Source organism: Pseudomonas lini (assembly GCF_030812475.1).
Lineage (GTDB): Bacteria > Pseudomonadota > Gammaproteobacteria > Pseudomonadales > Pseudomonadaceae > Aquipseudomonas > Aquipseudomonas lini_A.
In genome coordinates this window covers 76,874-101,652 of record NZ_JAUSSR010000005.1, presented here as the reverse complement: position 1 = coordinate 101,652, position 24,779 = coordinate 76,874, and the positions used below count along the sequence as shown (strand labels likewise).

Genomic DNA, 24,779 nt, shown 5'->3' with positions numbered 1-24,779 from the left:
ATGGACTCTGGGCGCCGCGTTTAGTCAGGAAACATGCGTTATCGTTATCGACCTTCGCTAGCAAGCTAGCACCTGCAATGAATTGCTGCATAGACCTTCACGCATTTTCCGGTTGGAGTCAGGGTCTATCGCGGCACCGGAACCAAATCCTGTGTACCCTGATCCAACCTGCGCCCGCACAGAGGTGTGGGCGTAACAGTCTGGCCCAAGGCAAAACATGAATCAGCTGGTCAAGGTTTTATCTGCGTTCGCCATCGCAGTCGGTCTGCCGGGGTGCATCGCTTCTCCCATTGAGATGACTCCGCAGACCGAGCAAGGTCTGCGTGCGCAACCCCCGATCCGTTTTCTGCTGACCTTCGACGACGGTCCCAGCGCATCCAGTTGGTGGAATCCGACCGTGACCGTGCTCGACAGTCTGGCGCGCAATCCGCTGCAGGCGGACATCAAGGCGGTGTTCTTCGTGCAGACCCGTGCTTCACGGGCCGGCGGCAGCGAGCTGGGGCGCGAGATCATGCAGCGCGAACAGGCCGAAGGTCACATTCTGGGCTTGCATACCGCCACGCCCGGTCATAGCAATCATCGCTCGCTGGATGCGCCTGCACTGCAGCAGTCGCTCAGCAATGGCAGTGCCGATATCGCCGCGATCACCGGAGCGCCACCGACCTTGCTGCGTCCGCCATTCTGGAGCTACGACAAACGCACCTTCGCGGCTTATCGGCAACAGGGCCTGCATCTGCTGCTCACCGACCTGAGCGCCAACGACGGCAAGATCTGGGGTTTCAACGCCAGCCCCCGTCGCCGGGCCAACCTGCTGCGGCAACTGTCCGAAGTCCGTGAGCGTATTGCGCGAGGCGAGCTGCCGACGGTGGATGGCGTGATTCCAGTGGTGGTGACATTCCACGATCTCAATCGATACACCGCCCGGCATACCCGTGAATACCTGCAGATCCTCCTCGACAGCGCCAGCGCAACCGGGGTGAAGTTGGCGCAGAAGCCGTTTTACGACGATACCGCCGCGCTGCAACGGGCCGCCATGGCACGCACCGTTCGTGACAGTTCCCAGGCGGTCAAACTGCCGGGCATCTGGAACTGGCTCTGGAACAGCAACCCCCATTGAAGCACGCTGCGCGCTTCCAATGTAGGAGCTGGCTTGTCGAATCGTCGAACCGCAGCGAAGGACGTCAACGATAACGCGTGTCTTTCTGAATCAACGCGTTGTCCTTGAGTGCTTCGCTGGCAAGCCAGCTCCTACAGGGGGCGATGGCGACCTGACGACCGAACCATCCATTTCGGCCCTGATGGATTCCCCTTAAGACGCATACGTTTGTTGCATCGCGGTTTCATGCCGATGGCAACAGCTCGTCAATCATCCGCAGGCAATGATTCAAACCCGGCGAAACGTCGCCCACTCGCCGACTGAGAATAATCGGCGAGGTGGCGTTATCTTCCAGCAGCGGGGTAAAGCCAATATCGTCGCGGTGCAGCAATTGCACCGAGGCGGGCACCAGCGTGACCCCGATGCCGGCACCCACCAGGCCGATGGCGGTTTGCAGTTCATTGGTCCATTGCGCCACATGGATGCTCACGCCATAGGATTCGAACAAGCCAATCACATGGTCGGCATAGCTCGGTCGCGGGTTGCCGGGGTACAGCACAAAGGGTTCCTTCGCCAGATCGCGCAGGCTGATCGGTCCGGCCAGCAACGGATGGCCGGCGGGCAGGGCGGCGACCAGCCGGTCTTCGGTCAACACGGTCTGGATGATGGCGGGGTCATCGATACGGATCCGCCCGAAGCCGATATCGATGCGCCCGGCCTTGAGCGCCTGCACCTGTTGCAGGGTGGTCATTTCCGAGAGCCCGAGCTCAAGCTCCAGGGGCTCGCCGCTGCGCAAGCGACGAATCAGCTCGGGCAAGACGCCATAAAGGGTCGATGGCGCAAAGCCGATGCCCAGCCAGGTCTTTTCCCCCAGACCGATCCGCCGCGTGTTGTCGCACACCTTGGCCAGCTGTTCGAGCAGGGCGCTGGAGTGCTCATGGAAAAACCGCCCGGCGTCGGTCAGCTTCAGCGGCCGCCCGCGCTCCAGCAACATGACCCCCAGCTCGTCTTCCAGTTGCTGGATCTGTCGACTCAGCGGCGGCTGGGCGATGTGCAGCAGCTCGGCGGCACGGGTGAAGTTGAGCGTTTTGGCCAGCACCTGAAAATAACGCAGGTGACGCAGTTCCATGGAACCTCCGGATATTGAGTGGCTAAATACCTTTAAGGTATCAAGCCAGACTAATTCTATATTGGCCGCCCGGAAAAAGCCGTACGAGAATCCAGATCAGAACTTCAAGAACCTGACGGGTATCGACATGCTTGCAACAGCCATTGAATCGATCGAGACGATCATCGTCGATCTGCCAACCATCCGCCCGCACAAGCTGGCGATGCACACCATGCAGAACCAGACCCTGGTGATCATTCGTGTGCGTTGTGCCGACGGCATCGAAGGCATTGGCGAGTCCACCACCATCGGTGGCCTGGCTTACGGCAACGAAAGCCCTGAAAGCATCAAGACCAATATAGATAAACACTTCACGCCGCTGTTGCTGGGCCAGGACGCCAGCAACGTGAACGCCGCGATGTTGCGACTGGAGCGCAGCATCCGTGGCAACACGTTCGCCAAGTCCGGTATCGAGACCGCTTTGCTCGACGCCCAGGGCAAGCGCCTTGGCCTGCCGGTCAGCGAATTGCTCGGTGGACGGGTGCGTGACGCCTTGCCCGTGGCATGGACCCTGGCCAGTGGCGACACCGCCAAGGACATCGCCGAAGCGGAACAGATGCTCGACCTGCGCCGTCACCGGATCTTCAAGCTGAAAATCGGCGCCGGTGAAGTCAACCGCGACCTGGGCCACGTCATCGCCATCAAGAAGGCGCTGGGCGATCGCGCCAGTGTGCGGGTCGATGTCAACCAGGCCTGGGATGAAGCCGTCGCCTTGCGTGCCTGCCGGATCCTGGGCACCAACGGCATCGATCTGATCGAACAACCGATCTCGCGCAACAACCGCTCCGGCATGGCGCGTTTGAACGCCATGAGCCCGGCGCCGATCATGGCCGATGAGTCCATCGAATGCGTGGAGGATGCCTTCAACCTGGCGCGGGAAGGCGCGGCTTCGGTGTTCGCCTTGAAGATCGCCAAGAATGGCGGCCCGCGCGCCGTGTTGCGCACCGCGGCCATCGCCGAAGCGGCCGGGATCGGCCTGTATGGCGGCACCATGCTTGAAGGTGGCGTCGGCACCCTGGCCTCGGCCCATGCCTTTGTCACCCTGAACAAACTGGCCTGGGATACCGAGCTGTTTGGTCCATTGCTGCTGACCGAGGACATTCTGAGCGAGCCGCTGGTCTATCGCGACTTCGAACTGCACGTGCCGAAAACACCGGGCCTGGGCCTGAGCCTGGATGAAGAGCGCCTGGCGTTTTTCCGTCGCGACAAATCATCCCCTGTCCTTCATCACGCCTGAGGAGTGCACCATGCTGTTCCACGTAAAAATGACCGTGAACCTGCCGGTCGACATGAATCCCGAAATCGCCGCCAGGCTCAAGGCTGACGAAAAAGCCCTGGCCCAGCGCCTGCAAGAGCAGGGCAAGTGGCGTCACCTGTGGCGCATCGCCGGCCTGTATGCCAATTACAGCGTGTTCGATGTCGATAGCGTCCAGGAGTTGCACGATCTGCTGATGCAACTTCCGTTGTACCCGTATATGGCGATCGAAGTCACCGCGATGTGCCGGCATCCTTCGTCGATTCGCGAAGATGACCGCTGAACCCAGCCTGTTCAGTTCGCTACGCTAATAATTACAAGATGAGGAACCCACCAAAATGAACGTCAAGATTTCCCATACTGCCGAAGTACAAAAGTTTCTCGAAGAGGCCAGCGGCCTGCTCAACGATGCAGGCAACCCGCGCACCAAGGCCCTGGTCTACCGCATCCTGCGTGACTCGGTGAATATCATCGAAGACCTGGCCGTGACACCGGAAGAGTTCTGGAAAGCGGTCAACTACCTCAACGTGCTGGGTGCGCGTCAGGAGGCAGGACTGCTGGTGGCCGGGATCGGTCTGGAGCATTATCTGGACCTGTTGATGGACGCCGAAGACGAGCAGGCCGGCAAGGCTGGCGGCACGCCGCGGACCATCGAAGGCCCACTGTACGTGGCCGGTGCGCCGCTGTCGGAAGGCCAGGCACGTCTGGACGACGGTGTCGATCCGGGTGTGGTGCTGTTCATGCAGGGCCAGGTCAAGAACACCGACGGCGAGCCCCTGGCCGGTGCGGTGGTGGATGTCTGGCACGCCAATACCGGCGGCACCTACTCCTACTTCGATACCACCCAGTCGGAATTCAACCTGCGTCGACGCATCGTCACCGATGCCGAAGGTCGCTACCGTTTGCGCAGTATCGTGCCATCGGGCTACGGTTGCCCGCCGGATGGTCCGACCCAGCAGCTGCTCGATCAACTGGGCCGTCATGGCCAGCGCCCGGCGCATATCCACTTCTTCATCTCCGCGCCGGATCATCGCCACCTGACCACCCAGATCAACCTGGATGGCGATCAATACCTGCACGACGATTTTGCCTATGCCACCCGTGATGAGCTGATCGCCAAAATCACCTTCAGCGAAGATCAAGCGCGGGCAGCGGCCCACGGCGTGAGCGGTCGTTTTGCCGAAATCGACTTCGATTTCACCTTGCAGACCTCTGCACAACCCGATGAACAGCAGCGTCACGAGCGGGTTCGCGCGCTCGAGGACTGATATCCTCAAGCAATGGACCCGGGCAGTGGGATAACCCGTGGAAGTGACGTGTGGACTCGACCTGTAGGAGCGAGCCTGCTCGCGAAAAACCCGAGAACGCCGCGCAGTGTCAGGCACCCAGCGCTGTCGTTGACGACCATCGCGAGCAAGCCGGTCTCGCTCCCACAGGTTACTGCTACAGGTTTCTTCCATTAAGTCGCTCCACGGAAACATCCTTGCATGCACTGCCCCGCAAGACCCGCAGCACCCTATAACAACAACGAGAGTGACCCGATGATGCAAGCGCAATTGTTGAGTCAGCGCAGCACCGTATTCGACCACGCCGATCCTTATGCGGTGTCGGGCTACGTCAATCAGCACGTCGGTAACCATTGCATCCTGATGCCACGGGCCGGGCGACCGCTGGCCAGCCTCAATCACCGCAAATTTGCCAGCCTCGACCTCTGCCGCATCAGCTATGGCGGCAGCGTACGGGTCACCTCCGGCGCCCTGGAAAGCATCTATCACCTGCAGGTATTGCTGCAAGGCAACTGCCTGTGGCGCGGCCACGGCCAGGAACACTACTTTGCCCCTGGCGAATTGCTGTTGATCAATCCCGACGATCCGGTTGACCTGACTTACTCCGACGATTGCGAGAAATTCATCCTCAAGGTCCCTACGACATTGCTCGAGTCCGTGTGCGATGAACAGCGTTGGCGGTATCCGGGGCAGGGCGTACGGTTCCTTGAGAACCGCTATCAGCTCGACGAACTTGAAGGCTTTGTCGGCCTGCTGGCGATGATTTGCCAGGAAGCCGAAGCCACCGAGCAGATCCCCAAGGTGCAGGAGCACTACGCGCAGATCATCGTCAGCAAGATGCTCAGCCTGATGAAGACCAACGTCAGCCGTATCAGTCTCGGCTCGCAGACGGCCACCTTCGAGGTGATTGCCGACTACATCGAGCGTAACCTCAAGCAGGACATCGACAGCGAAGAGCTGGCCCGCCAGGCGCGGATGAGCCTGCGCTCGCTGTACGGTCTGTTCGAACGCAACGCCGGCACCACGCCGAAAAATTACATCCGGCACAAACGCCTCGAGCGCATCAATGCCTGCCTTAGCGACCCGACCTGCAACGTGCGCAATGTCACCGAGGTGGCGATGGATTACGGCTTCCTGCACCTGGGACGGTTCTCGGACAACTACCGCAAGCAGTTTGGCGAATTGCCCTCCGATACTCTCAAGCGCCGGCATTGACCTTTTATCATCGCGACACAGATCACCTGTAGGAGCGAGCTTGCTCCGGGCGGCGTTCCGACGATGGACTCGAGGGCGCCGGGTATCTCCAGGCAGCCCGCGTCATCGTTAACGTCCATCGCGAGCAAGCTCGCTCCTACAGTTAACCGCCACATGATCCTGTAGAAGCGAGCTTGCTCGCGATGGGCTCGAGGGCGCCGCGTACCTCCAGGCATCCCGCGTAATCATTAACGTTCATCGCCAGCAAGCCGCCTCCTGCCGTGTCCTCGTTGACCTTTGCACAAAACGGATACAGGTCTGCACCCAGCGGATAGTTCGCCCCATCCTCCCGTCCTAGCATGGCCCTGCCTGACAATAACAATGGAGGCGGTGGCCATGACCCTGCGACCCGAATACCTGCATTCCCTGCTTGAAGACGATCCAGAGCAGGGTATCTATCGCTGCAAACGCGAGATGTTCACCGACCCGCGGCTGTTCGACCTGGAGATGAAACACATCTTCGAAGGCAACTGGCTGTACCTCGCCCACGAAAGCCAGATCCCCAACAAAAACGATTTCTACACCACCACCATGGGGCGCCAGTCGATCTTCATCGCGCGCAACAAGGACGGTGTGCTCAATGCGTTCCTCAACGCCTGCAGTCACCGCGGCGCGACGCTGTGCCGGCACAAGTCCGGCAACAAGAGCTCCTACACCTGCCCGTTCCACGGCTGGACCTTCAACAACTCCGGCAAGCTGCTCAAGGTCAAGGATCCGGCTGAAGCCGGCTACCCGGCCAGCTTCAACTGCGAAGGCTCCCACGACCTGACAAAGGTGGCGCGCTTCGAATCCTATCGTGGCTTCTTGTTCGGCAGCCTCAACGCCGATGTATTGCCGCTGGTCGAGCACCTGGGCGAGTCGGCGAAGATCATCGACATGATCGTCGACCAGTCCGCCGATGGCCTGGAAGTGTTGCGCGGTTCCTCCAGCTACATCTACGAAGGCAACTGGAAACTCACCGCCGAAAACGGCGCCGACGGCTATCACGTCAGCTCCGTGCACTGGAACTACGCCGCGACCCAGAACCAGCGCAAGCAGCGCGAGGCCGGCGATGACAATCCGACCATGAGCGCCGGCAGCTGGGCCAAACAGGGCGGAGGGTTCTACTCCTTCGACAAGGGCCACATGCTGCTCTGGACCCGCTGGGCCAACCCCGAGGACCGTCCGCTGTACGAACGCCGTGACGAGCTGGCCCAAGACTTCGGCAAGGCCCGGGCCGACTGGATGATCGAGAACTCGCGCAACCTGTGCCTGTACCCGAACGTGTACCTGATGGACCAGTTCAGCTCGCAGATCCGCATCGCCCGGCCGATCTCGGTCAACCGCACGGAAATCACCATTTACTGCATCGCCCCCAAAGGCGAAAGCGACCACGCCCGCTCGAGCCGGATTCGCCAGTACGAGGATTTCTTCAACGTCAGCGGCATGGCCACGCCAGACGACCTGGAAGAGTTCCGCTCCTGCCAGACCAGTTATGAAGGCAGCGCGACGGCCTGGAACGACATGTCCCGTGGTGCCGAGCACTGGGTCGAAGGCGCCGATGAGGCCGCGAAGGAAATCGATCTGCATCCGCTGCTCAGCGGCGTGCGCACCGAAGATGAAGGCCTGTTCGTGCTGCAACACAAGTACTGGCAGCAGACCATGCTCAAGGCCCTGGCCGCCGAGCAGTCCGACCTGATTGACGTGGAGGCCGTGCAATGACTATCACCTATGAAGCCGTGCGCGACTTCCTCTATCGCGAAGCGCGCTACCTCGATGACCGGCAATGGGATGAGTGGCTGGAGTTGTATGCAGCGGACGCCACGTACTGGATGCCGTCCTGGGACGACAACGACGAGCTGACCGAAGATCCGCAGAGGGAAATCTCGTTGATCTGGTACGGCAACCGCACAGGCCTGGAAGACCGCGTGTTCCGGATCAAGACCGAGCGCTCCAGCGCCACCATGCCGGACACCCGCACTTCCCACAACATCAGCAACATCGAGCTGCTCGAACAGGCCGACGGATTGTGCAAGGTGCGCTTCAACTGGCACACCCTGAGCTTTCGCTACAAGACCGTCGACAGCTATTTCGGCAGCAGTTTCTACACCCTTGATGTGCGCGGTGAAAACCCGCTGATCAAGGCCAAGAAAGTGATCCTGAAGAACGACTACGTTCGCCAGGTCATCGATGTTTACCATTTGTGAGGCAGCCGTCATGACTCATTCCATCGCGTTCAATTTCGAAGACGGCGTCACTCGGTTCATCGACGCCAATGCCGGTGAAACCGTGGCCGATGCCGCGTACCGCCAGGGCATCAACATTCCGCTGGACTGCCGTGACGGCGCCTGCGGCACCTGCAAATGTTTCGCCGAAGCCGGTCGCTACGACCTGGGCGAGGAATACATCGAAGACGCCCTCAGCAGCGATGAGGCCGAGCAAGGTTTTGTCCTCACCTGCCAGATGCGTGCCCTGAGCGATTGCGTGGTCCGCGTGCCGACCTCCTCGGAAGTCTGCCGCACCCGCCAGTCCAGCTACGACGCCACCATCAGCGCCGTGCGCCAGTTGTCCGACAGCACCATCGCGCTGTCGATCAAGGGTGAAGCCCTGAGCAAACTGGCGTTCCTGCCGGGGCAGTACGTGAACCTGGGGATTCCCGGCAGCGAGCAGACCCGTGCCTACTCGTTCAGCTCATTGCAGCGTGATGGCGAAGTCAGCTTCCTGATTCGCAACGTGCCTGGCGGCCTGATGAGCAGCTTCCTCACCGGCATGGCGAAGGCGGGCGACAGCATGAGCCTGGCCGGACCGTTGGGCAGTTTTTACCTGCGCGACATCCGTCGTCCGTTATTGCTGCTGGCTGGCGGCACCGGTCTTGCGCCGTTTACCGCGATGCTGGAGAAAATCGCCGAGCAGGGCAGTGAGCATCCGCTGCATCTGATCTATGGCGTGACCAACGATTTCGACCTGGTGGAAATGGATCGACTGGAAGCCTTCGCCGCCCGCATCCCCAACTTCAGCTTCAGCGCCTGCGTGGCCAGCCCCGACAGCCAGCATCCGCTTAAGGGCTACGTGACCCAGCACATCGAGCCCAAACATTTGAACGATGGCGACGTCGATGTCTACCTGTGCGGCCCGCCGCCGATGGTCGAGGCTGTCAGCCAGTTCATCCGCGAACAAGGCATCGCCCCGGCGAACTTCTACTATGAAAAATTTGCCGCCAGCGCCGCATAAATCAATGGCGAGCCCGGCACGGAACCCATGTGGGAGCGGGCTTGCTCCGGGCGGCGTTCCGACGAAGAGGCCCGCACATTCAACATCGATGTCGCCTGCCAGACCGAATTCGCGAGCAAGTCGAATCGTCGCACCGCCGCTCCCACAGGATGCATCCTTCGTCACGAGGTACACATGAACAGATTTCACGAAAAAGTCGCGTTGATTACCGGTGCCGCCCAAGGGATCGGGCGCCGGGTGGCCGAACGCATGGCGGCGGAAGGGGCGCGGTTGATCCTGGTCGACCGCTCCGAGCTGGTGTTCGAGGTGCAGAAGGAACTGGCGCCGGGCAGCCAGGTGCTCGCCCTGACCGCCGATCTTGAGCAATACGAGGAATGCAGCCGGGTGATGCAAGCCGCCGTGGAACGCTTCGGTCGCCTGGATATACTGATCAACAACGTTGGCGGCACGATCTGGGCCAAGCCTTTCGAACACTACGAAGCGCAGCAGATTGAAGCCGAAGTGCGCCGCTCGCTGTTCCCGACGCTGTGGTGTTGTCATGCCGCACTGCCGTTCATGCTTGAGCAGGGCAGTGGCGCCATCGTCAACGTGTCATCCATCGCCACCCGCAGCGTCAATCGCGTGCCGTACGGTGCGGCGAAAGGCGGGGTCAATGCACTGACCGCGTGCCTGGCCTTCGAAACCGCCGGTCGCGGGATTCGGGTCAACGCCACCGCACCCGGTGGTACCGAAGCGCCGCCGCGGGCCATCCCGCGCAACACTGCGCAACAAAGTGCCGAGGAAAAGGTGTGGTATCAGCAGATCGTTGACCAGACCCTCGACAGCAGCCTGATGAAACGCTACGGCACCCTGGATGAACAGGCCGGCGCTATCCTGTTCCTGGCCAGCGACGAAGCCTCCTACATTACCGGGATGACCCTGCCGGTCGGCGGCGGCGACCAGGGCTGATAGATCCGGTCGGCTAAAAGCGACGCTGAAACGCTGTGACGATTTTAAGCGTGGCGTCGCTGGTCTCCAGATTGTGGATCGCCTCCAGCGGATACCAGATGCAATCGAAGATTTCGTTCAGCGGCCGAGCCGCTTCAGGGTTCACCACCGACGCCTCATACACGTGGTGTCGCGTGTTGCCGGTTTGCAGCTCCATCAGATACAGCAAGCCATCGACCCCCAGCCCGGTTTCCTCCTGAAGTTCACGCATGGCCGCGCCCGCAATGGTTTCACCCTGCTCGACTTTGCCGCCCGGCAGCGTCCAGCGACGCTTTGGCTTGCGTACCAGCAGGATATGTCGATCCTGCTCGCAAATGACTGTTGCGCGTACTTTCATCTGTCACTTGATCGCCTGTTGTCATGAATCAGACCTGCAAATGCAATATTCCAGCCTGAACCCGCCAGATCGTTGCTCGAAAGGTTGGAGTGACGGGCCGCAAGGAAAGTGCAATCCATCTGCAACCACCGGCGCGACGTCTGGTCTGCATTTAGGTAAGGGGCAGGTGTAAGGTAATCAAGTCAATGGTGGCTGATCACTGCCGAACAGGAGGTAACCATGAGTGTTCCCATGCTCAACAAGATGCACATGAACGGTTATGACGTACTCAGCGTAAACAATGGCCCATGGCGGGTCTGCACCGAGGGTGACCGGCTCGGCGCTTTTGCCAGCAGGGAAGAGGCACTGGCCTTCGCGGCCTCTCTCCCCGGTTACAAGTCTCGGGCAAAGAAGCCCGCCAACAGCCAGAAGACTGATAAATAGTGCCCTTAAGCCCCGGTTCGCCGGGGCTTGTCGTTTTCCGGCGGATTGTGCTCTTTTCGACTGATAGCCTTGGCCTTCACCTCTTCGGCATAACCCGCCAATCGCTGTTCATCGCCCTGGAACAGGTCGCACAGGCGCAGCGCTGCCTGTGCATCCACATCATTGCCCGCCAGGCGCAACTGCTCCGCTATGCGCAACAGCTCGACCGCCGACCATCGCAAGTCCGAAGCAACGCTTTGCAGATCGCGTCGAAGTTCGTTTTCCGATTCGTTAAGCCACATAATGACCTCCTGATAAGCTCCGCTACGAAATTTTAGTCCCATTTCGACGGGGGAGCGTTATGTTCGTCCGATCCCGAGTGGACACGCAATCATGCAAGCATCTACCTGGCAACTGTTGGAAGTGCGCGACGGCAAGCCGATCAAGCTCTGGACCGAGGGTGTCCCGGTCGAAAGCGAAGCCCGGCAGCAACTGATCAACACCGCGAAGATGCCGTTCATCTTCAAACACCTGGCGGTCATGCCCGATGTGCACTTGGGCAAAGGCTCGACCATTGGCAGCGTGATCCCCACCGTGGGCGCGATCATCCCGGCCGCCGTCGGGGTCGACATCGGTTGCGGCATGATCGCCGCGCGCACCACGTTGACCGCCGCCGACTTGCCCGACCACCTGCACGCGCTGCGCAGCGCCATCGAAAAGGCCGTACCCCACGGGCGTACATTGAGCCGCGGTCGCCGCGACGAAGGCGCGTGGCACAGCGTGCCAAAGCAGGCGGACCAGGCGTGGGCGGCGCTGGATCAACGGTTCAAGGCGATTACCGCCAAGTACCCGAAACTGGCCAGCACCAACAATCGCCACCATTTGGGCACCCTGGGCAGTGGCAACCATTTCATCGAGGTCTGCCTGGACGAAGCCGACAGGGTCTGGTTCATGCTGCATAGCGGCTCGCGGGGCGTCGGTAACGCCATTGGCAACCTGTTTATTCAATTGGCCCAGGCGGACATGCGTCAGCACCTGGCCAATCTGCCGGACCGCGACCTGGCTTATTTCAAGGAAGGCAGTCGGCATTTTGCGGACTATGTCGAAGCGGTGGGCTGGGCCCAGGATTTCGCCCGACAAAACCGTGCCTTGATGATGCAGGCGGTGATCGGGGCCGCGAGACAGGTGATCCGCAAGCCCTTCGAGGTGGCGCTGGAGGCCGTCAACTGTCATCACAACTATGTGCACAAAGAGCGGCATTTCGGCGAGGACGTGTGGGTCACCCGCAAAGGCGCGGTGTCGGCGAAAAAAGGCGAGCTGGGGATCATTCCCGGCTCCATGGGGGCGAAAAGTTTCATCGTCCGCGGCCTGGGCAACGAGCAATCGTTCTGCTCCTGCAGCCACGGCGCCGGGCGCACCATGAGCCGCACCAAAGCGAAAAGCACCTTCACCGTCGACGATCATATCCGCGCCACGGCCCACGTGGAGTGCCGCAAGGACGCCTCGGTGATCGATGAAATTCCGATGGCCTACAAGGATATCGACAAGGTCATGCAGGCCCAGCGCGAGCTGGTGGAAGTGGTGCATACCCTGCGCCAGGTGGTCTGCGTCAAAGGCTAGGGATGAAAGGCGCTTCCTTCTGTCGGGAAGATAACGCGAACTCGCCAGGTGGGTGTCGTATTGAAGTAGCCACTTTTTTGCTGCGACGAGGCCCTTTCAAATGACGACTACCGATGATTTCCGATTTCGCGCCCATGAACTGATAGTCGATCTCGACGCGGCCACCACGGAAATGATGAAGCTTATCTCTGCTCATCAGCTGAGCGGCCCGGAATGGGAGCGGGTCAGTCAATGGCAGCATGATGCCTACGAACGATGGATGACCTATCTGAACGCCAGGTCGTATCCGGAATCGGGTGATACAAATGCCCCGCACTGAGTTCTGTTCAATGGATGGATGTCTGGTCGGCGACGCGCTACATTGCCTCCTTTTCAGGAAAGGGCAGTGTCATGCGAATGTTGATCGGGGGCTTGGGGGTGGCGTTACTGGCGGGCTGTTCATTGCCCGCGTCAGTGGTGCCGGGTGAGCCGAATGTCAGCAAGTACAGCGAAAAACCGCCCAAAGAATACGCCGCCTGCGTCCTGCCAGCCTGGCAGCAAGTGGTGCCCAACTCGACTCAGGCGGGGATTTCCAATGGCTACCGGATTACGGCACCGAGCATCATCACGGCCGATGAGATCCTCGATATCGTGAAATCGAAAGACGGCAGTCGCGTTTCGCTTTATCAGGGACCGCCGTGGGCCAAATCGGGGGCGCTGCGCCAGGCCGTGCGAGACTGTCTGTAGGATTCAGTCGCGAATCTCGCTCACCTGGATGAGGGGGTCGTCGCTTGCCTGAGCGTTTGCAGCGCTTTTCTTTTCCCGGCGGTCATTCATCCAGTGGTCCACTTGCACGCCGAACTCCGGCGGGGCTTTGCGCCCGACCCTGCGCGCCAGATCCAGGATGGTCTGCTGTGCGAGGGCTTCTTCCATGCGTTTCTGCGCCGTCATCATCACCGCATGGACCGCGCAGGGACCGGCCACCGCCCAGTCGGGCGTGGCGCCTTCGAACAACGCGCACCGCCCGCGAATCTCGCGGCAATCAAAAATCAGCTTCTGGCCATCGATGGCATTGACGATATCGAGCACGCTGATTTCGTCCGCCGGCCTGGCCAGCTTGAAGCCGCCGCGCACGCCCTCGGTGGCCACCACCAGTTTTGCCTTGGCCAGTCGGGTGAAGATTTTCGCCAGGTAATCCAGGGGCACGCCTTGCAGCTCGGCGAGATCGCGTACGCTCGCCTCACGGGTGTCCCCGTGGTTCCCCACCAGAAAAATCAGGCAATGAATGCCGTACTCGACGCCCGCGCTGTAAAGAGACATTGGTATCTCCGACTAATGTTGTCGTAAATATTAACAGCTGGGAAAGAGCCAGGCAACGCGCCTCATACGCGCTCGATGGCACAGCGCTTATTGGGAGCTAAGGGTATTGAGCAATCACGCGGGTTGATAGCAACCATCACAAAAAAAACATTGCGCAATCTAACTCGGATCAATACAGTCGTAGTTGTTCGGTCGGCACTGGCAAGCGTTCGACCGCTGGCGAATTCATCATTTGGTCTTCCCCCGGAGTTGAAAATGACACAGCACATTCTGGTAATCGGCGCAGGTTTCGGTGGTATGTGGACGGCGTTGAGCGCGACCCGCCTGTTCGATATCCATGCTCACAACGACGTTGAAGTCACCGTGTTGGCCCCGCAGGCCGAGCTGCGTGTTCGCCCGCGCTTCTACGAACCGAATGCGCACCAACTGGCGGCACCGATCGGCGAGCTGTTCGATGCGGTCGGCGTCAAGTTCATCAAGGGCGCGGCAGAATCCATCGATGTGGAGCAAAAGCGTGTGGGCTACGTCGATGCTTCGGGCACCCGACAGCTATGCAGCTACGACAAACTTGTTCTGGCCACCGGCAGCCGCCTGGCACAGTCCAGTACCCCGGGTGTGACCGAACATGCGTTCGACGTCGACCAGATCGAACAGGCCATACGCCTGGAAAACCATCTCAAATCCCTGGCCAACCAGCCCTACAGCAAAGCGCGTAACACAGTCGTTGTGGCTGGCGGCGGCTTCACCGGGATTGAAACGGCGACTGAAATGCCGGCGCGCCTGCGGTCGATCCTGGGTGACGAGGCCGATATCGAGGTGATCATCGTCGATCGCGGCGAGAAAATCGGCGGCTCCATGGGCCCCGAGATCGCCAGGTCGATCGAAGAAGCCAGCCTCGAGACCGGGGTGAAATGGCACTTGCGAGCCTCGGTGGTCTCCATCGACGCCCACGGTGTCAATCTGAACGACGGCCAGCGTATCGACGCCAGCACCGTGATCTGGACCACCGGCGTGCGCGCCAGCTCGCTGACCGAGCAGATCCCCGGCGAACGCGATCACCTGGGCCGGCTGCACGTGGACAGCCACCTGAAAGTCATCGGCCAGGACGACATCTTCGCCACCGGCGATGTCGCCTACGCCGCCACTGACGACATCGGCAACTACGCCTTGATGACGTGCCAGCACGCCATCGTGTTGGGCCGCCATGCCGGCAACAACGTCGCCGCGCAGATTCTGGGCGTGGACCCGACGCCGTACCGCCAGCCCAAATACGTCACCTGCCTGGACCTGGGGGCCTGGGGCGCGGTGTACACCGAAGGCTGGGATCGCCAGGTCAAGCTGGTCAGGCAGGAAGGCAAGGCGCTCAAGACCCAGATCAACACCCAGTGGATCTACCCGCCGGCGGCCAATCGCGAAACGGCATGGGCTGCTGCGGATCCGCTGATCCCGATTGCTTAAGAGGCCTGTAACGTCGTCTTGAAGACGCCACCCGCTGCTAAAAATCCCGTCCGGTTTTCCGGGGCGGGATTTTTTTTTGGAGCTTCTACCGGGTTGGAAGTCACTTCATTTTTCACGCTAACGCGGTCTCTTACAGGCGCTGGCTCGCTGGCATACGCGTACCCCTGTAGGAGCCAGCTTGCTGGCGAAGGGCTCAAGTGCGCCGCGGTTAACCAGACCGAACGCGTTATCGTTAACGACCATCGCGAGCAAGCTCGCTCCTACAGTTACTGCGTTACCGGTATTTCCCAATTGCGTAATAGCCTTTTTACCGGCCGAAAGGTTGCAGTTATGAAATTTAATCTGTATTTTTTCATGAAATTATAAGTATAAAATTTCATGGGCCGCCTTTGGATGGACATGCAAGAAGAAATCTCGGCGCTGGCGATCCTGATCCAGGACCTGCGCAAACACAAAAAATACACGCTCAAGGATTTGGCTGACAAGATCGGTCGTTCCGTGGGCTTTCTCTCGCAGGTCGAGCGCGGACTGTCACGGCCGACGGTGGCGGACTTGACTGCCATCAGCGAAACCCTCGGCGTGCCGACCACGTATTTCTACAGTCTGCCCAAGCCCATGGCCCTGCCGTGGGTGACCCGTCCTGACGAGCGCCGCACCCTGTATTACGCCGACGGCATTACCGACATCCTGGTTTCGCCAAAAATGCGCGCCTCGTTCTCGATGCTGGAAAGCCAGCTCGAGCCCGGCGCCAGCAGCGGCGACCGGCACATGAATGACAGCTCGGAGCAGGGCGGCTATGTCCTGGAGGGCGAGCTGACGTTGTGGCTGGCTGACGACGAGCCGGTCACCCTGCATGCCGGCGACAGTTTTCAGCTGGCCAGTCATGCCCACTGCCGCTACGGCAACCTCTCGGACCGACTCACCCGCGTGCTGTGGGTCTACACCTGATGACACGACAAGGACTATCAACGATGGATGCTGTCTGCTCCGATCTGCTCGCCGAAGTTCGTACCTTCCGCCAGCGTTACCCGGATGTCCGTTACGTAGACTTGATCTCCCTGGACATTCCCGGGCATTTCTACGGCAAGCGCTACCCGATTGAAATGCTGGAAAAGGTCGCTGCCGGCAGCGCCCTCAAGCTGCCGCAGAACTGTGTGTTGCTGGGGGCTCAAGGGGGGCTGTTCAAGATCGGCGACTACTGTTTCAACGACGGCGATCCGGATGCGCCCCGGCGCCTGGTGCCAGGCACATTGAAACTCGTGGGCTGGGAAAAGCAGGCGCTGGGGCAGATGCTGATCACCTCCAGCGGCACCGAACAACCGATCGTCTTCGAACCCCGGGAAGTCCTGGCGCAGGTGCTGGAGCGGCTCGGCCGAAAGGGCATTTTCCCTGTGGTCGCTTTCGAGCTGGAGTTCTATCTGTTCGATCGCCAACTGCAGGATGGCTTGCCCCGGTTCCCGCGGGATCCGCTGACCGGCGATGCGGACGATCAGCCGAACATGCATATCGAGCGGCTGTCGCGATTTTCGACGGTGCTCGATGACATGGTCGAGACCGCGCGGGCGCAAGGCATCGATGCCACGGTGATCACGGCCGAGCTGGGTCCTGGCCAGTTCGAAATCAACTTCGGCCACCTCGATGATGGCCTGCGTGCCGCTGACTGGGCCGCCTTGTTCTGCCGCAGCACTCGGGGGGTGGCGCTCAAGCATGACTATCGCGCCAGCTTCATGGCCAAACCCTACCTGCACCATCCGGGTAGCGGCATGCATGTCCATGTCAGCCTCTACGACGAAGCCGGGAACAACCTGTTGGCCACAGACGGGCAGCGGACGCTGCGCCATGCAGTGGCGGGCTGCCTGGAAGTACTGCCCCATTGCATGCCGATCTTTGCCCCCAATCACAACGCCATGCGACGCCTGAGCGGCACGGTGAACGTCGCCAACCGCGCCAGCTGGGGTTTCGAAGACCGCGACGCGTGCCTGCGGGTACCCGAATCGGATGACCGCAATCTGCGGATCGAACATCGCCTGTCAGGTGCCGATGCCAACCCTTACCTGGTGCTGGCGGCGATTCTGGTGGGTCTGGAACAGGGGCTGAAAGCCGGTCGCGAGCCGATCGCATCGCTCAACGAAGACCGCAACAGCGGTATCGATTTTCCGCTGGAGATGCTCGAAGCGGTGCAATCGATGCAAGGCCATGCGCCGTTGCGCGAGGGGTTGGGCGCGGAGTTCGTGGATGTCTACTGCGAGAATAAGCGTCAGGATCACCTGGCGTTCATGCAGGAAATCAGCGCCCGGGAATACCGTTGGTTTTTGTAGGTCGTCTTGAAAATAGTGTGGATATTTAAGGGCTTGGAAATATTAGTAACTGGATGGTGAGTCAAAATATCTTGTTACAGGGCGAAATATTCAGTAATATTCGCCCCGTGTTCACCACCACGGTTTATGCATTTTTAAGTCCCGGGCGTCCATCAGCTGCCCGGGATTTTTTTTTGCCTGCGTTTAAAGGTGCGCTTTGAACTCCTCCATCGCGTCCAGCAGGGCCTCCTGGAAATACGCCTGCGACGCCCGGTCGCAAAGGATGTGCAGGCTCGCTTGCCGCGCGCTGCCGGCATTGATCACGATCACGTTGATGCGGGCCGCCGATGTCTGCGCCACAGCCCCGGGGCCGAATGCCTGCGGACTCAAATCAACGCCGCAGAGTTTGGCCATCACCTCACTCGGGTTGTCCCCCGTCAGCTGAAACCAGGCATGGCTGTCCTGGCGCGGCAGCAAGTAGTTGGCCTGATGATCGAGCTCCCAGCGCGCCTCTTCATCCGCCAGGCGCTGGCCCTGATCCTCGGGGCTGCCCAGCAGCAGGTATTCGCTCTGTGACAGCCGCGCCACCAGGCTGCCATCGGCTTGAATCACCGCGCGGTTGGGCACATCGGGCAGAGTGAAGCCGCGGCTGCGCAGGTATTCGGCACTGTGGGCGCCGCGGAAACCGACCCGCGGCAGGTCGGTCAGGTCCGTCAGGCTGCAGCCTGGCAACGGCGCCAGGGTTTGCCGGCCAACACGGGGTTGTTCTCTCAGACTGGTCATGGCTCAAAGCTCCTGGCGTTGGTTATCGGGATCGAAGAAAGGCAACTTGACCACCTCGGCCTGGACCACGATGCCGCCTTCGACGCGGATCGGAATCCGTTGCCCCGGAGTGCTCTGGTCGATGCCGGCATAGGCCAGGCCGATGATCTTGCCCAGGCTGGCGGAATACTCGCAGGAGGTGACATTGCCGCTGATGTCCGGACCCTTGAGCACCAGGTGGCCCTCGAGGGGTTGCAGACTGCCCTTGGGCAACGCGAAGCCCACCAGTTTACGCTTCAGCGGCTGGGCTTCGAGGATGTCCACCGAGCGCCGGCCGACGAAGAACGGTTTGTTGCGGCTGACCGCCCAGCCCATGTCGATTTCTGCCGGGTGGGTCATGCCGTCGGTGTCCTGGCTGATGATCACGTGGCCTTTTTCCAGGCGCAGCAGGCGCTGGGTTTCGACGCCGAACGGGCGGATATCGAACGCCTTGCCGGCGTCCGTCAATGCGTCCCACAGTTCGAGCCCGTGGCGCGCCGGGACGTGGATTTCATAACCCAGTTCGCCGACGAAGCCGACCCGCAGCAGGCGTGCCTTGATGCCGGCGACCGTGCCCTGACGCACGCCCAGGTAAGGGAAGCCTTCGGCGCTCAGGTCGAGGTCGGTGCAGACCTGTTCCAGCACTTTGCGCGAGTCGGGCCCGGCGACGTTGACCGCGCAAATGGCCGCGGTGACGTTGGCGACGTCCACATCCAGGCGCCATTGTGCGTTCCACTTGAGCATCTGCTGGTAGATCCGGTCGACGCCGCTGGTGGTGGCGGTGACGTAGAAATGGTTTTCGGCCAGCCGCGCGCAGACGCCGTCGTCGATCACCACCCCGTGCTCGTTGGTCATCAGCGCATAGCGCGAGCGCCCGATCGGCTGCTTGAGAAAGGCAAAGGTGTACATCCGGTTGAGCAGCTCGGCGGCGTCCGGGCCGCGCACATCCAGGCCGCCCAGGGTCGAGACGTCGATCAGGCCGACCTTGTTGCGCACGTGCAGGGCTTCGGCCTGCATGCAGGCCTCGCGCTCCTTGGCGTTGCCGAAGTAGGCCGGACGTTGCCAGATGCCGGCGGGCATCATCTTCGCCCCGGCTTGCAGGTGGCGGGCATGCATCGGCGTTTGCCGGTACGGGTCGAACGCGCGACCGGCGACATGCGCCAGCTTCTCGGCCACGAACGGCGGTCGCGCGGTGGTGACGCCGGTTTCGCTGATGTTGCGCTGGGTCGCCCAGGCCACCAGCCGCGCGGTCGGCAACGCCGAGTGGCGGCCCTGGGAGGGGCCCATGCCGACGGTGGAGTAGCGCTTGACCAGTTGCACGTCGCGATAGCCGATGCGGGTGGCGTTGACGATGTCGGCCACTTGCAGATCCTCGTCGAAGTCGACGAAGTCCTTGCCCTTGGGATGGGGGAAGATCGGCCAGTTGAAGTTGACCCGGGCTTCGCCGCTGAAGGGCACACGCTGGGCACCGACCACCAGGCCCAGGGCGAGGGCGGCCTCGGTGCCGGCATTCACGCCATCGGCTATGACGTTGTCCAGCCGGTGACGCGCATTGACCGAACCTGCGACATTCAGGTTCTGCGGCAGGCCGCTGATGGTGAACTCCGCACGCTGGTCGTCGTAGGCCAGTTTGCCGCCGGCCTGGCACAACAGTTGATAGACCGGCATGTAACCGGCGGACATGCACAACACGTCGCAATCCAGGTGCTGCCCGCTCGCGGCGACCTGGCCTTGTGCGGTGATCATGCGCACGTCGACGCCATTGATATGGCGCATGCCTTTCTCGTGCAGGGCTTCATAGACGGTGCTGTTGCACTGAAGGTAAATCTTGCGTTGCGCCAAGGCGCCCGGCAGGGATTCGTCCGACGGCCCCTGGCGCATGTCCACCACGGCGACCACTTTCACCCCCTGGTCGTGCAAGTCCAGCGCGGCGAGGTAACCGTCATCGTTGCCCGTCAGCACCACGGCGCGATTGCCCGGCTTGACCGCATACAGTTTCATCAGCCGTTGTGCGGCACTGGTCAGCATCACCCCCGGCAGGTCGTTATTGCGAAAGACCACCGGCTGATCGAAGGCGCCGCTGCACACCAGGCACTGCCGGGCACGCACCTTGTACAGGCGTTTGCCCTGGATCACCGGCAGGTAGTTGTCGGTGAACCAGGCGTTGCAGGTGGCTTCGGTGAGGATGCGGATATTGGCGTGCTGCTCCACTGCGGCCAGCAGTTCGCGGCGCAGGGTCTCGGCACGGTTGCCTTCAATATCGAAGCGCGCATAGGTCAGCGAACCGCCGAGCACCGGTTGTTGCTCGATCAGCAACACCTTGGCCCCTGCATTGGCCGTCGTCAGCGCCGCATGCAGCCCGGCTGGCCCGGCGCCGATCACCGCGACATCGGTGAACAGGTAGGCCTTGTCGTAGTACTCGGGCTGGAACGTCAGATCGAGCACACCGAGGCCGGCTTTCTTGCGGATGATCGGTTCCCAGATTTTCCACATGCCCTTGGGCTTGTAGAACGAGCGATAGTAGAAGCCCACCGGCATGAATTTCGAGAATTTGCCGAGGTAGGCGTCCTTGTCGTTGTCCAGCGAGCCGTTGACGTTCTGCGCCGTGACCTGCAAACCGGCGGACAAGGCGTGCGCATCGGCCAGCACGTTAGGCTCCTGGGGCAGCTGCACCAGGCTGTTGGCATCCTGGCCAGCCATGGTCAGCGGGCCGCGGGGGCGATGGTATTTGAACGAACGGGAGATCAGGAAGCGCCCGTTGGCCAACAGGGCGCTGGCGATGCTGTCGCCTTGCAAGCCCTGGTAGCGGTGGCCGTCGAAGCTGAAATCCAATGGCTGATCACGGTCGATCAGCAAGCCCATGGGGGCGGGTAAGCGATTCATCCGGCGATCTCCTTGGCGGCGCTGAAGTCGACGCGGGTGGTGAACAGTTCTTTAGGGTCGAAGGTGCGCAGGATTTCGTCGCTGACGGTGTGACGTTCCGCCAGGAACCAGTAGCTCGATGGCGTGTGCATCCACCACTCGCGCACCACGCCGGCGAGGTTGTCGGTGTTGAACACGTAGTCGGCCCATTCGGCGTCGCTGCAGGTCAGCGGATCGGGCATGGGTTTGAATTCACCGCCATAGGTGAACTCACTGATATTGCGGGGCCCGTTGAGCGGGCACGTCATGATTTTCATAGTCCGCTCTCCGTCAGTGACTGGCCGCCGTGGCGCCCATTTCGTTGACTTGCCGGAAGGTCGAGAAACGTTCCAGGCCGAAGGGTTTGATCAGCTCCGGCACTTTGCCGCCGCTGGCCACCAGCTCGGCCATGGTCTTGCCGCAGATAGGCGTGGCCTTGAAGCCCCAGGTGCCCCAACCGGCGTCGAGGTAGTAATTCTTCACCGGTGACAGGCCCATGATCGGGCTGTAGTCCGGGGTCATGTCGGTGATCCCGGCCCATTGGCGCATCAGCTTGGCGTTGGCCAGGAACGGGAACATCTCGATCGCGTGGGCCAGCAGGCTTTCCTTCAAGTCGAGAGTGGAGCGGGTATTGAACAGCGGATAGGGATCCGAACCACCGCCGAACACCACCTCGCCACGACTGGTTTGCTGCACGTAGCAGTGCAGGGCGGAGGAGCTCACCAGCGGATCGAGAAACGGCTTGAACGGCTGGGTGACCATGGCTTGCAGGGGGAAGGTCTGGATCGGCGAACGGATCCCGGCCTTGGCCATCAGCAATGAACTGTGACCGGCAATCGCCTGGACCGCGCAACCGCACTTGATGGTGCCGCGATTGGTTTTCACCGCGGTGATCGCGCCGTTTTCGATGATCAGGTCCTGGACTTCGGTGAGCTGGTGGATTTCCACGCCGCGCTTGGCCGCCTGTTTGGCGTAACCCCAGGCCACCGCGTCGTGGCGCGCGGTGGCGCCGTCGATGTGCCAGAGCCCGGCGATCACCGGCAAATGGCCGGGATCGAGGTTGAGGCTGGGCACCAGCTCGCGGATCTGCTGGCGGTCGATCATCTCGGTGCGCCCGCCGAAGTGCTTGTTGACCTCGGCCCGCTGACGGAACGAACGTACCGTGGCGTCGGTGTGGGCCAGGGTCAGCTGGCCGCGCTCGGAGTACATGATGTTGAAATCGAATTCGTTGGACAGCGACTGGAACATCCGCACCGACTCGGCATAAAAACGCACGCCTTCGCTGGTCAGGTAATTGGAGCGGATCACTGCGGTGTTGCGCGCAGTATTGCCGCCGCCCAGGTAGGACTTCTCCAGCACCGCGATGTTGGTGATGCCGTGGTACCTGGCCAGGTAGTAAGCGGTGGCCAGGCCGTGGCCGCCGGCACCGATGATCACCACGTCATAGCTCGCCTTGAGTTCCTTCGGTGGCGGCAGATCCACGTCTACCGGGTATTCCGAACTGAGCCCGTATTTCAATAGATTGAATGGCATGGGGCCTCCGATTGGCTGCGTTGAGCCTGGTGTTGCGCAAGGGCCGCGGTCACGGTGTTTTTCATCAGGAAGGCGATGGTCATCGGGCCGACGCCCCCCGGTACCGGCGTGATCGCCGCGACATGGGGCAGGGCGCTATCGAAGTCGACATCGCCCACCAGCCGGCTGCGACCAGCGTCGTCGATGCGGTTGATACCGACGTCGATCACCACCGCGCCGGGCTTGAGCCAGCTGGCATCGATCAGGCGCGGCCGACCCACGGCGGCGATGACGATATCGGCCTGACGGCACAGCGCCTGCGCATCGCGGCTGCGCGAATGCAGCATGGTCACCGAGCAGTCAGCCTTGAGCAGCAGCGCGGCCATGGGCTTGCCGACAATGTTCGAGCGGCCGATCACCACCGCGTGCTTGCCCCTCAGATCACCGCAGGTCTGCTCCAGCAGATACAGGCAACCGCTGGGGGTACAAGGGGCGAGGACCGTGCGACCCTGGCTGAGACCGCCGACGTTCTGGCTGTGGAAACCGTCGACATCCTTGTCTGGGGCGATGGCCTCCAGGGCGCGCAATTCATCCATGTGCGCCGGCAACGGCAACTGCAGGAGAATGCCGTTGATCGCGCGGTCGGCATTCAATGTGGCGATCAGGTCCAGCAATTGTCCGGTGCTGGTGTCCGGGGACAACCGATGCTCCACGGAGCGGATGCCCACCTCTTCGGCACGCAGTATCTTGTTGCGCACGTAGACTTGGCTGGCCGGGTCGCTGCCCACCAGAATCACCGCCAGCGCGGGTTGAATGTCTTGCTCGCGCAGGCGGTCCACGTCCTTGCGGACTTGAACCAGCACCCGGGCGGCTGCGGCCTTGCCGTCGATCAATGTGCAGGCGTTCACCGGAAGATCACCGTTCTGTCCTGGTTGAGGAAGACCCGGTGTTCAAGGTGGTACTTGACCGCCTTGGACAGGGCCACGGTTTCGGTGTCGCGGCCGGTGGCGACCAGGTCGTCGGGCAGGTAGACATGATCGACACGCTGGACCTCCTGCTCGATGATCGGTCCCTCGTCGAGATCGCTGGTAACGTAATGGGCGGTGGCGCCGATCAGTTTCACCCCGCGCTGGTAGGCCTGGTGATAGGGCTTGGCGCCCTTGAAGCCAGGCAGGAACGAGTGGTGAATGTTGATCGCCCGGCCCGAGAGTTGCTTGCACAGGTCGTCGGAGAGGATCTGCATATAGCGCGCCAGCACCACCAGTTCGGTGCCGGTGTCGTCGACGATCTTCATCAGCTCGGCTTCCTGCCGGGCCTTGGTGTCCTTGGTCACGGGCAGGTAGATGAAGCGGATGCCCTCGCGTTCGGCCATGGGCCGCAGGTCGAGGTGGTTGGAGACGATGGCGGTGATGGTCATGTCCATCTCGCCCTTGTGGTAGCGGTACAGCAGGTCGGTAAGGCAGTGGTCGAACTTGCTGACCATCAGTAGCACGCGCATCGGTTCGCGGGTGTCGTGCAGTTCCCAGGTCATGTCGAACGCCTGGGCGACGTCGGTGAAACCGTTCTTGATCTGCTGGATGTCGCCCGTGTGGCCGTCATTGAAGCGAAAGACTGCACGCATGAAGAAGCGGCCGCTGAAGTCGTCGTCGAATTGCGCCATCTCCCCGATGTAGCAACCGTTGTCCGCCAGGTAGGTGGTGACGGCGGCGACTATGCCGGACACCGCGGGACAGGTGATCTTGATGATGAAATGGTTTTTTTCGTGTTGCATGACACGTCCTCGGGATGATGGCGGCAGCTCATCGCATAGCGAAAAAAATGTCAGCGGACAGCGAGGCTCATCCTTGAGCGCGGTTTCTTGATGGGAATAAATTATTCCTGTTGGTGGCTTTATAC

The 24,779-nt window shown here is 61.2% G+C and carries 26 protein-coding genes; 16 read left to right on the top strand and 10 right to left on the bottom strand.

Translation table 11 applies throughout. The features are described from left to right. Positions 1-217 precede the first annotated feature (217 nt). Positions 218-1,117: a polysaccharide deacetylase family protein gene (locus J2W17_RS11210; RefSeq protein WP_307333551.1), complete on the top strand. Its 900-nt coding sequence runs from the start codon at positions 218-220 to the stop codon at positions 1,115-1,117. Positions 1,118-1,340: 223 nt separating this feature from the next. On the opposite strand, the gene J2W17_RS11205 is transcribed toward J2W17_RS11210, so the two are convergent. Further along, a complete protein-coding gene (locus J2W17_RS11205; protein ID WP_307333549.1) occupies positions 1,341-2,225 on the bottom strand; it encodes a LysR family transcriptional regulator in 885 nt (294 codons plus the stop codon). A gap of 127 nt (positions 2,226-2,352) precedes the next feature. On the opposite strand from J2W17_RS11205, the gene J2W17_RS11200 reads away from it, so the two are divergent. The 8 genes from J2W17_RS11200 to J2W17_RS11165 all read left to right on the top strand — a co-directional run bounded on the left by J2W17_RS11200 (position 2,353) and on the right by J2W17_RS11165 (position 10,217). Next, entirely contained in the window at positions 2,353-3,501 is a 1,149-nt protein-coding gene (locus J2W17_RS11200) for a muconate cycloisomerase family protein (RefSeq protein WP_307333547.1), read from the top strand. 10 nt (positions 3,502-3,511) lie between these two features. After that, positions 3,512-3,802 carry a muconolactone Delta-isomerase gene (gene catC / locus J2W17_RS11195; RefSeq protein WP_128872106.1) on the top strand — a complete coding sequence of 97 codons (291 nt, stop codon included), beginning with the start codon at positions 3,512-3,514 and terminating at the stop codon, positions 3,800-3,802. Between the two features lie 55 nt (positions 3,803-3,857). After that, a complete protein-coding gene (gene catA, locus J2W17_RS11190) occupies positions 3,858-4,787 on the top strand; it encodes a catechol 1,2-dioxygenase (protein WP_307333545.1) in 930 nt (309 codons plus the stop codon). 273 nt (positions 4,788-5,060) lie between these two features. Beyond that, positions 5,061-6,020 (top strand): AraC family transcriptional regulator, encoded by a 960-nt coding sequence (locus J2W17_RS11185; RefSeq protein WP_064677164.1) that lies wholly within the window; start codon positions 5,061-5,063, stop codon positions 6,018-6,020. 375 nt (positions 6,021-6,395) lie between these two features. Further along, on the top strand, positions 6,396-7,760 hold the full coding sequence (gene benA, locus J2W17_RS11180; protein WP_307333542.1) for a benzoate 1,2-dioxygenase large subunit: 1,365 nt from the start codon (positions 6,396-6,398) through the stop codon (positions 7,758-7,760). Further along, positions 7,757-8,245 (top strand): benzoate 1,2-dioxygenase small subunit, encoded by a 489-nt coding sequence (gene benB / locus J2W17_RS11175; protein ID WP_128872102.1) that lies wholly within the window; start codon positions 7,757-7,759, stop codon positions 8,243-8,245. The genes benA and benB overlap by 4 nt, the downstream gene beginning before the upstream one ends. A 10-nt stretch (positions 8,246-8,255) precedes the next feature. Then, a complete protein-coding gene (gene benC, locus J2W17_RS11170) occupies positions 8,256-9,269 on the top strand; it encodes a benzoate 1,2-dioxygenase electron transfer component BenC (RefSeq protein WP_064677168.1) in 1,014 nt (337 codons plus the stop codon). A 174-nt stretch (positions 9,270-9,443) separates the two neighbouring features. Further along, on the top strand, positions 9,444-10,217 hold the full coding sequence (locus tag J2W17_RS11165; protein WP_307333538.1) for a 1,6-dihydroxycyclohexa-2,4-diene-1-carboxylate dehydrogenase: 774 nt from the start codon (positions 9,444-9,446) through the stop codon (positions 10,215-10,217). A gap of 13 nt (positions 10,218-10,230) precedes the next feature. Here the strand turns inward: J2W17_RS11165 and J2W17_RS11160 are convergent, their stop codons facing one another. After that, a complete protein-coding gene (locus J2W17_RS11160) occupies positions 10,231-10,593 on the bottom strand; it encodes an NUDIX hydrolase (RefSeq protein ID WP_307333535.1) in 363 nt (120 codons plus the stop codon). 219 nt (positions 10,594-10,812) lie between these two features. On the opposite strand from J2W17_RS11160, the gene J2W17_RS11155 reads away from it, so the two are divergent. After that, a complete protein-coding gene (locus tag J2W17_RS11155; protein WP_307333534.1) occupies positions 10,813-11,016 on the top strand; it encodes an SPOR domain-containing protein in 204 nt (67 codons plus the stop codon). A 5-nt stretch (positions 11,017-11,021) separates the two neighbouring features. Here J2W17_RS11155 and J2W17_RS11150 read toward each other — a convergent pair whose 3' ends face one another. Further along, positions 11,022-11,297, bottom strand: a complete 276-nt coding sequence (locus J2W17_RS11150; RefSeq protein WP_307333532.1) for a hypothetical protein — start codon at positions 11,295-11,297, stop codon at positions 11,022-11,024. Between the two features lie 91 nt (positions 11,298-11,388). Between J2W17_RS11150 and J2W17_RS11145 the strand changes: the two genes are divergently transcribed. From J2W17_RS11145 to J2W17_RS11135, 3 genes are all read left to right on the top strand, one after another. Then, entirely contained in the window at positions 11,389-12,615 is a 1,227-nt protein-coding gene (locus J2W17_RS11145) for an RtcB family protein (RefSeq protein WP_307333529.1), read from the top strand. 100 nt (positions 12,616-12,715) lie between these two features. Next, complete coding sequence (locus J2W17_RS11140; protein WP_307333527.1) at positions 12,716-12,934, top strand: hypothetical protein; 219 nt, start codon at positions 12,716-12,718, stop codon at positions 12,932-12,934. A gap of 71 nt (positions 12,935-13,005) precedes the next feature. Next, positions 13,006-13,341: a hypothetical protein gene (locus J2W17_RS11135; RefSeq protein ID WP_307333525.1), complete on the top strand. Its 336-nt coding sequence runs from the start codon at positions 13,006-13,008 to the stop codon at positions 13,339-13,341. Positions 13,342-13,344: 3 nt separating this feature from the next. Here the strand turns inward: J2W17_RS11135 and J2W17_RS11130 are convergent, their stop codons facing one another. Continuing rightward, the gene (locus J2W17_RS11130; protein ID WP_307333523.1) at positions 13,345-13,914 is read right to left on the bottom strand and encodes an RrF2 family transcriptional regulator; all 570 of its coding nucleotides are present in this window, start codon (positions 13,912-13,914) and stop codon (positions 13,345-13,347) included. Between the two features lie 255 nt (positions 13,915-14,169). Between J2W17_RS11130 and J2W17_RS11125 the strand changes: the two genes are divergently transcribed. The 3 genes from J2W17_RS11125 (at position 14,170) to J2W17_RS11115 (ending at position 17,690) form a co-directional block, all read left to right on the top strand. Further along, positions 14,170-15,372 (top strand): NAD(P)/FAD-dependent oxidoreductase, encoded by a 1,203-nt coding sequence (locus tag J2W17_RS11125; RefSeq protein WP_307333521.1) that lies wholly within the window; start codon positions 14,170-14,172, stop codon positions 15,370-15,372. 393 nt (positions 15,373-15,765) lie between these two features. Then, positions 15,766-16,320 (top strand): helix-turn-helix domain-containing protein, encoded by a 555-nt coding sequence (locus tag J2W17_RS11120; RefSeq protein WP_150796278.1) that lies wholly within the window; start codon positions 15,766-15,768, stop codon positions 16,318-16,320. 23 nt (positions 16,321-16,343) lie between these two features. Then, a complete protein-coding gene (locus J2W17_RS11115; RefSeq protein ID WP_307333518.1) occupies positions 16,344-17,690 on the top strand; it encodes a glutamine synthetase family protein in 1,347 nt (448 codons plus the stop codon). 183 nt (positions 17,691-17,873) lie between these two features. Here J2W17_RS11115 and J2W17_RS11110 read toward each other — a convergent pair whose 3' ends face one another. Genes J2W17_RS11110 through purU form a run of 6 tightly spaced genes read right to left on the bottom strand, consistent with a single transcriptional unit; the run spans position 17,874 to position 24,654 of the window. Beyond that, a complete protein-coding gene (locus J2W17_RS11110; RefSeq protein ID WP_307333516.1) occupies positions 17,874-18,452 on the bottom strand; it encodes a sarcosine oxidase subunit gamma in 579 nt (192 codons plus the stop codon). A 3-nt stretch (positions 18,453-18,455) separates the two neighbouring features. Further along, complete coding sequence (locus J2W17_RS11105) at positions 18,456-21,353, bottom strand: 2Fe-2S iron-sulfur cluster-binding protein (protein ID WP_307333514.1); 2,898 nt, start codon at positions 21,351-21,353, stop codon at positions 18,456-18,458. Further along, positions 21,350-21,649: a sarcosine oxidase subunit delta gene (locus J2W17_RS11100; protein ID WP_064677183.1), complete on the bottom strand. Its 300-nt coding sequence runs from the start codon at positions 21,647-21,649 to the stop codon at positions 21,350-21,352. Before J2W17_RS11100 ends, J2W17_RS11105 begins: the two co-directional genes overlap by 4 nt. Positions 21,650-21,662: 13 nt before the next feature. Then, on the bottom strand, positions 21,663-22,904 hold the full coding sequence (locus tag J2W17_RS11095; protein ID WP_307333509.1) for an FAD-dependent oxidoreductase: 1,242 nt from the start codon (positions 22,902-22,904) through the stop codon (positions 21,663-21,665). Beyond that, positions 22,886-23,791 carry a bifunctional methylenetetrahydrofolate dehydrogenase/methenyltetrahydrofolate cyclohydrolase FolD gene (folD, locus tag J2W17_RS11090; RefSeq protein WP_307333508.1) on the bottom strand — a complete coding sequence of 302 codons (906 nt, stop codon included), beginning with the start codon at positions 23,789-23,791 and terminating at the stop codon, positions 22,886-22,888. The genes J2W17_RS11095 and folD overlap by 19 nt, the downstream gene beginning before the upstream one ends. Further along, positions 23,788-24,654 carry a formyltetrahydrofolate deformylase gene (purU, locus tag J2W17_RS11085; RefSeq protein WP_307333506.1) on the bottom strand — a complete coding sequence of 289 codons (867 nt, stop codon included), beginning with the start codon at positions 24,652-24,654 and terminating at the stop codon, positions 23,788-23,790. The genes folD and purU overlap by 4 nt, the downstream gene beginning before the upstream one ends. Positions 24,655-24,779: the final 125 nt, after the last annotated feature.

Excerpts from the sequence above, each read along its gene's own strand:
- J2W17_RS11095 (WP_307333509.1), bottom strand. The coding sequence starts at position 22,904 with ATGCCATTCAATCTATTGAAATACGGGCTCAGTTCGGAATACCCGGTA.
- catA (WP_307333545.1), top strand. The coding sequence starts at position 3,858 with ATGAACGTCAAGATTTCCCATACTGCCGAAGTACAAAAGTTTCTCGAA.
- J2W17_RS11145 (WP_307333529.1), top strand. The coding sequence starts at position 11,389 with ATGCAAGCATCTACCTGGCAACTGTTGGAAGTGCGCGACGGCAAGCCG.
- J2W17_RS11100 (WP_064677183.1), bottom strand. The coding sequence starts at position 21,649 with ATGAAAATCATGACGTGCCCGCTCAACGGGCCCCGCAATATCAGTGAG.
- J2W17_RS11205 (WP_307333549.1), bottom strand. The coding sequence starts at position 2,225 with ATGGAACTGCGTCACCTGCGTTATTTTCAGGTGCTGGCCAAAACGCTC.
- J2W17_RS11150 (WP_307333532.1), bottom strand. The coding sequence starts at position 11,297 with ATGTGGCTTAACGAATCGGAAAACGAACTTCGACGCGATCTGCAAAGC.
- J2W17_RS11110 (WP_307333516.1), bottom strand. The coding sequence starts at position 18,452 with ATGACCAGTCTGAGAGAACAACCCCGTGTTGGCCGGCAAACCCTGGCG.
- J2W17_RS11130 (WP_307333523.1), bottom strand. The coding sequence starts at position 13,914 with ATGTCTCTTTACAGCGCGGGCGTCGAGTACGGCATTCATTGCCTGATT.
- J2W17_RS11115 (WP_307333518.1), top strand. The coding sequence starts at position 16,344 with ATGGATGCTGTCTGCTCCGATCTGCTCGCCGAAGTTCGTACCTTCCGC.
- J2W17_RS11165 (WP_307333538.1), top strand. The coding sequence starts at position 9,444 with ATGAACAGATTTCACGAAAAAGTCGCGTTGATTACCGGTGCCGCCCAA.
- J2W17_RS11135 (WP_307333525.1), top strand. The coding sequence starts at position 13,006 with ATGCGAATGTTGATCGGGGGCTTGGGGGTGGCGTTACTGGCGGGCTGT.
- J2W17_RS11120 (WP_150796278.1), top strand. The coding sequence starts at position 15,766 with ATGGACATGCAAGAAGAAATCTCGGCGCTGGCGATCCTGATCCAGGAC.
- benB (WP_128872102.1), top strand. The coding sequence starts at position 7,757 with ATGACTATCACCTATGAAGCCGTGCGCGACTTCCTCTATCGCGAAGCG.
- benA (WP_307333542.1), top strand. The coding sequence starts at position 6,396 with ATGACCCTGCGACCCGAATACCTGCATTCCCTGCTTGAAGACGATCCA.
- J2W17_RS11185 (WP_064677164.1), top strand. The coding sequence starts at position 5,061 with ATGATGCAAGCGCAATTGTTGAGTCAGCGCAGCACCGTATTCGACCAC.
- J2W17_RS11125 (WP_307333521.1), top strand. The coding sequence starts at position 14,170 with ATGACACAGCACATTCTGGTAATCGGCGCAGGTTTCGGTGGTATGTGG.
- purU (WP_307333506.1), bottom strand. The coding sequence starts at position 24,654 with ATGCAACACGAAAAAAACCATTTCATCATCAAGATCACCTGTCCCGCG.
- J2W17_RS11200 (WP_307333547.1), top strand. The coding sequence starts at position 2,353 with ATGCTTGCAACAGCCATTGAATCGATCGAGACGATCATCGTCGATCTG.
- catC (WP_128872106.1), top strand. The coding sequence starts at position 3,512 with ATGCTGTTCCACGTAAAAATGACCGTGAACCTGCCGGTCGACATGAAT.
- J2W17_RS11140 (WP_307333527.1), top strand. The coding sequence starts at position 12,716 with ATGACGACTACCGATGATTTCCGATTTCGCGCCCATGAACTGATAGTC.
- J2W17_RS11155 (WP_307333534.1), top strand. The coding sequence starts at position 10,813 with ATGAGTGTTCCCATGCTCAACAAGATGCACATGAACGGTTATGACGTA.
- J2W17_RS11105 (WP_307333514.1), bottom strand. The coding sequence starts at position 21,353 with ATGAATCGCTTACCCGCCCCCATGGGCTTGCTGATCGACCGTGATCAG.
- J2W17_RS11210 (WP_307333551.1), top strand. The coding sequence starts at position 218 with ATGAATCAGCTGGTCAAGGTTTTATCTGCGTTCGCCATCGCAGTCGGT.
- J2W17_RS11160 (WP_307333535.1), bottom strand. The coding sequence starts at position 10,593 with ATGAAAGTACGCGCAACAGTCATTTGCGAGCAGGATCGACATATCCTG.
- benC (WP_064677168.1), top strand. The coding sequence starts at position 8,256 with ATGACTCATTCCATCGCGTTCAATTTCGAAGACGGCGTCACTCGGTTC.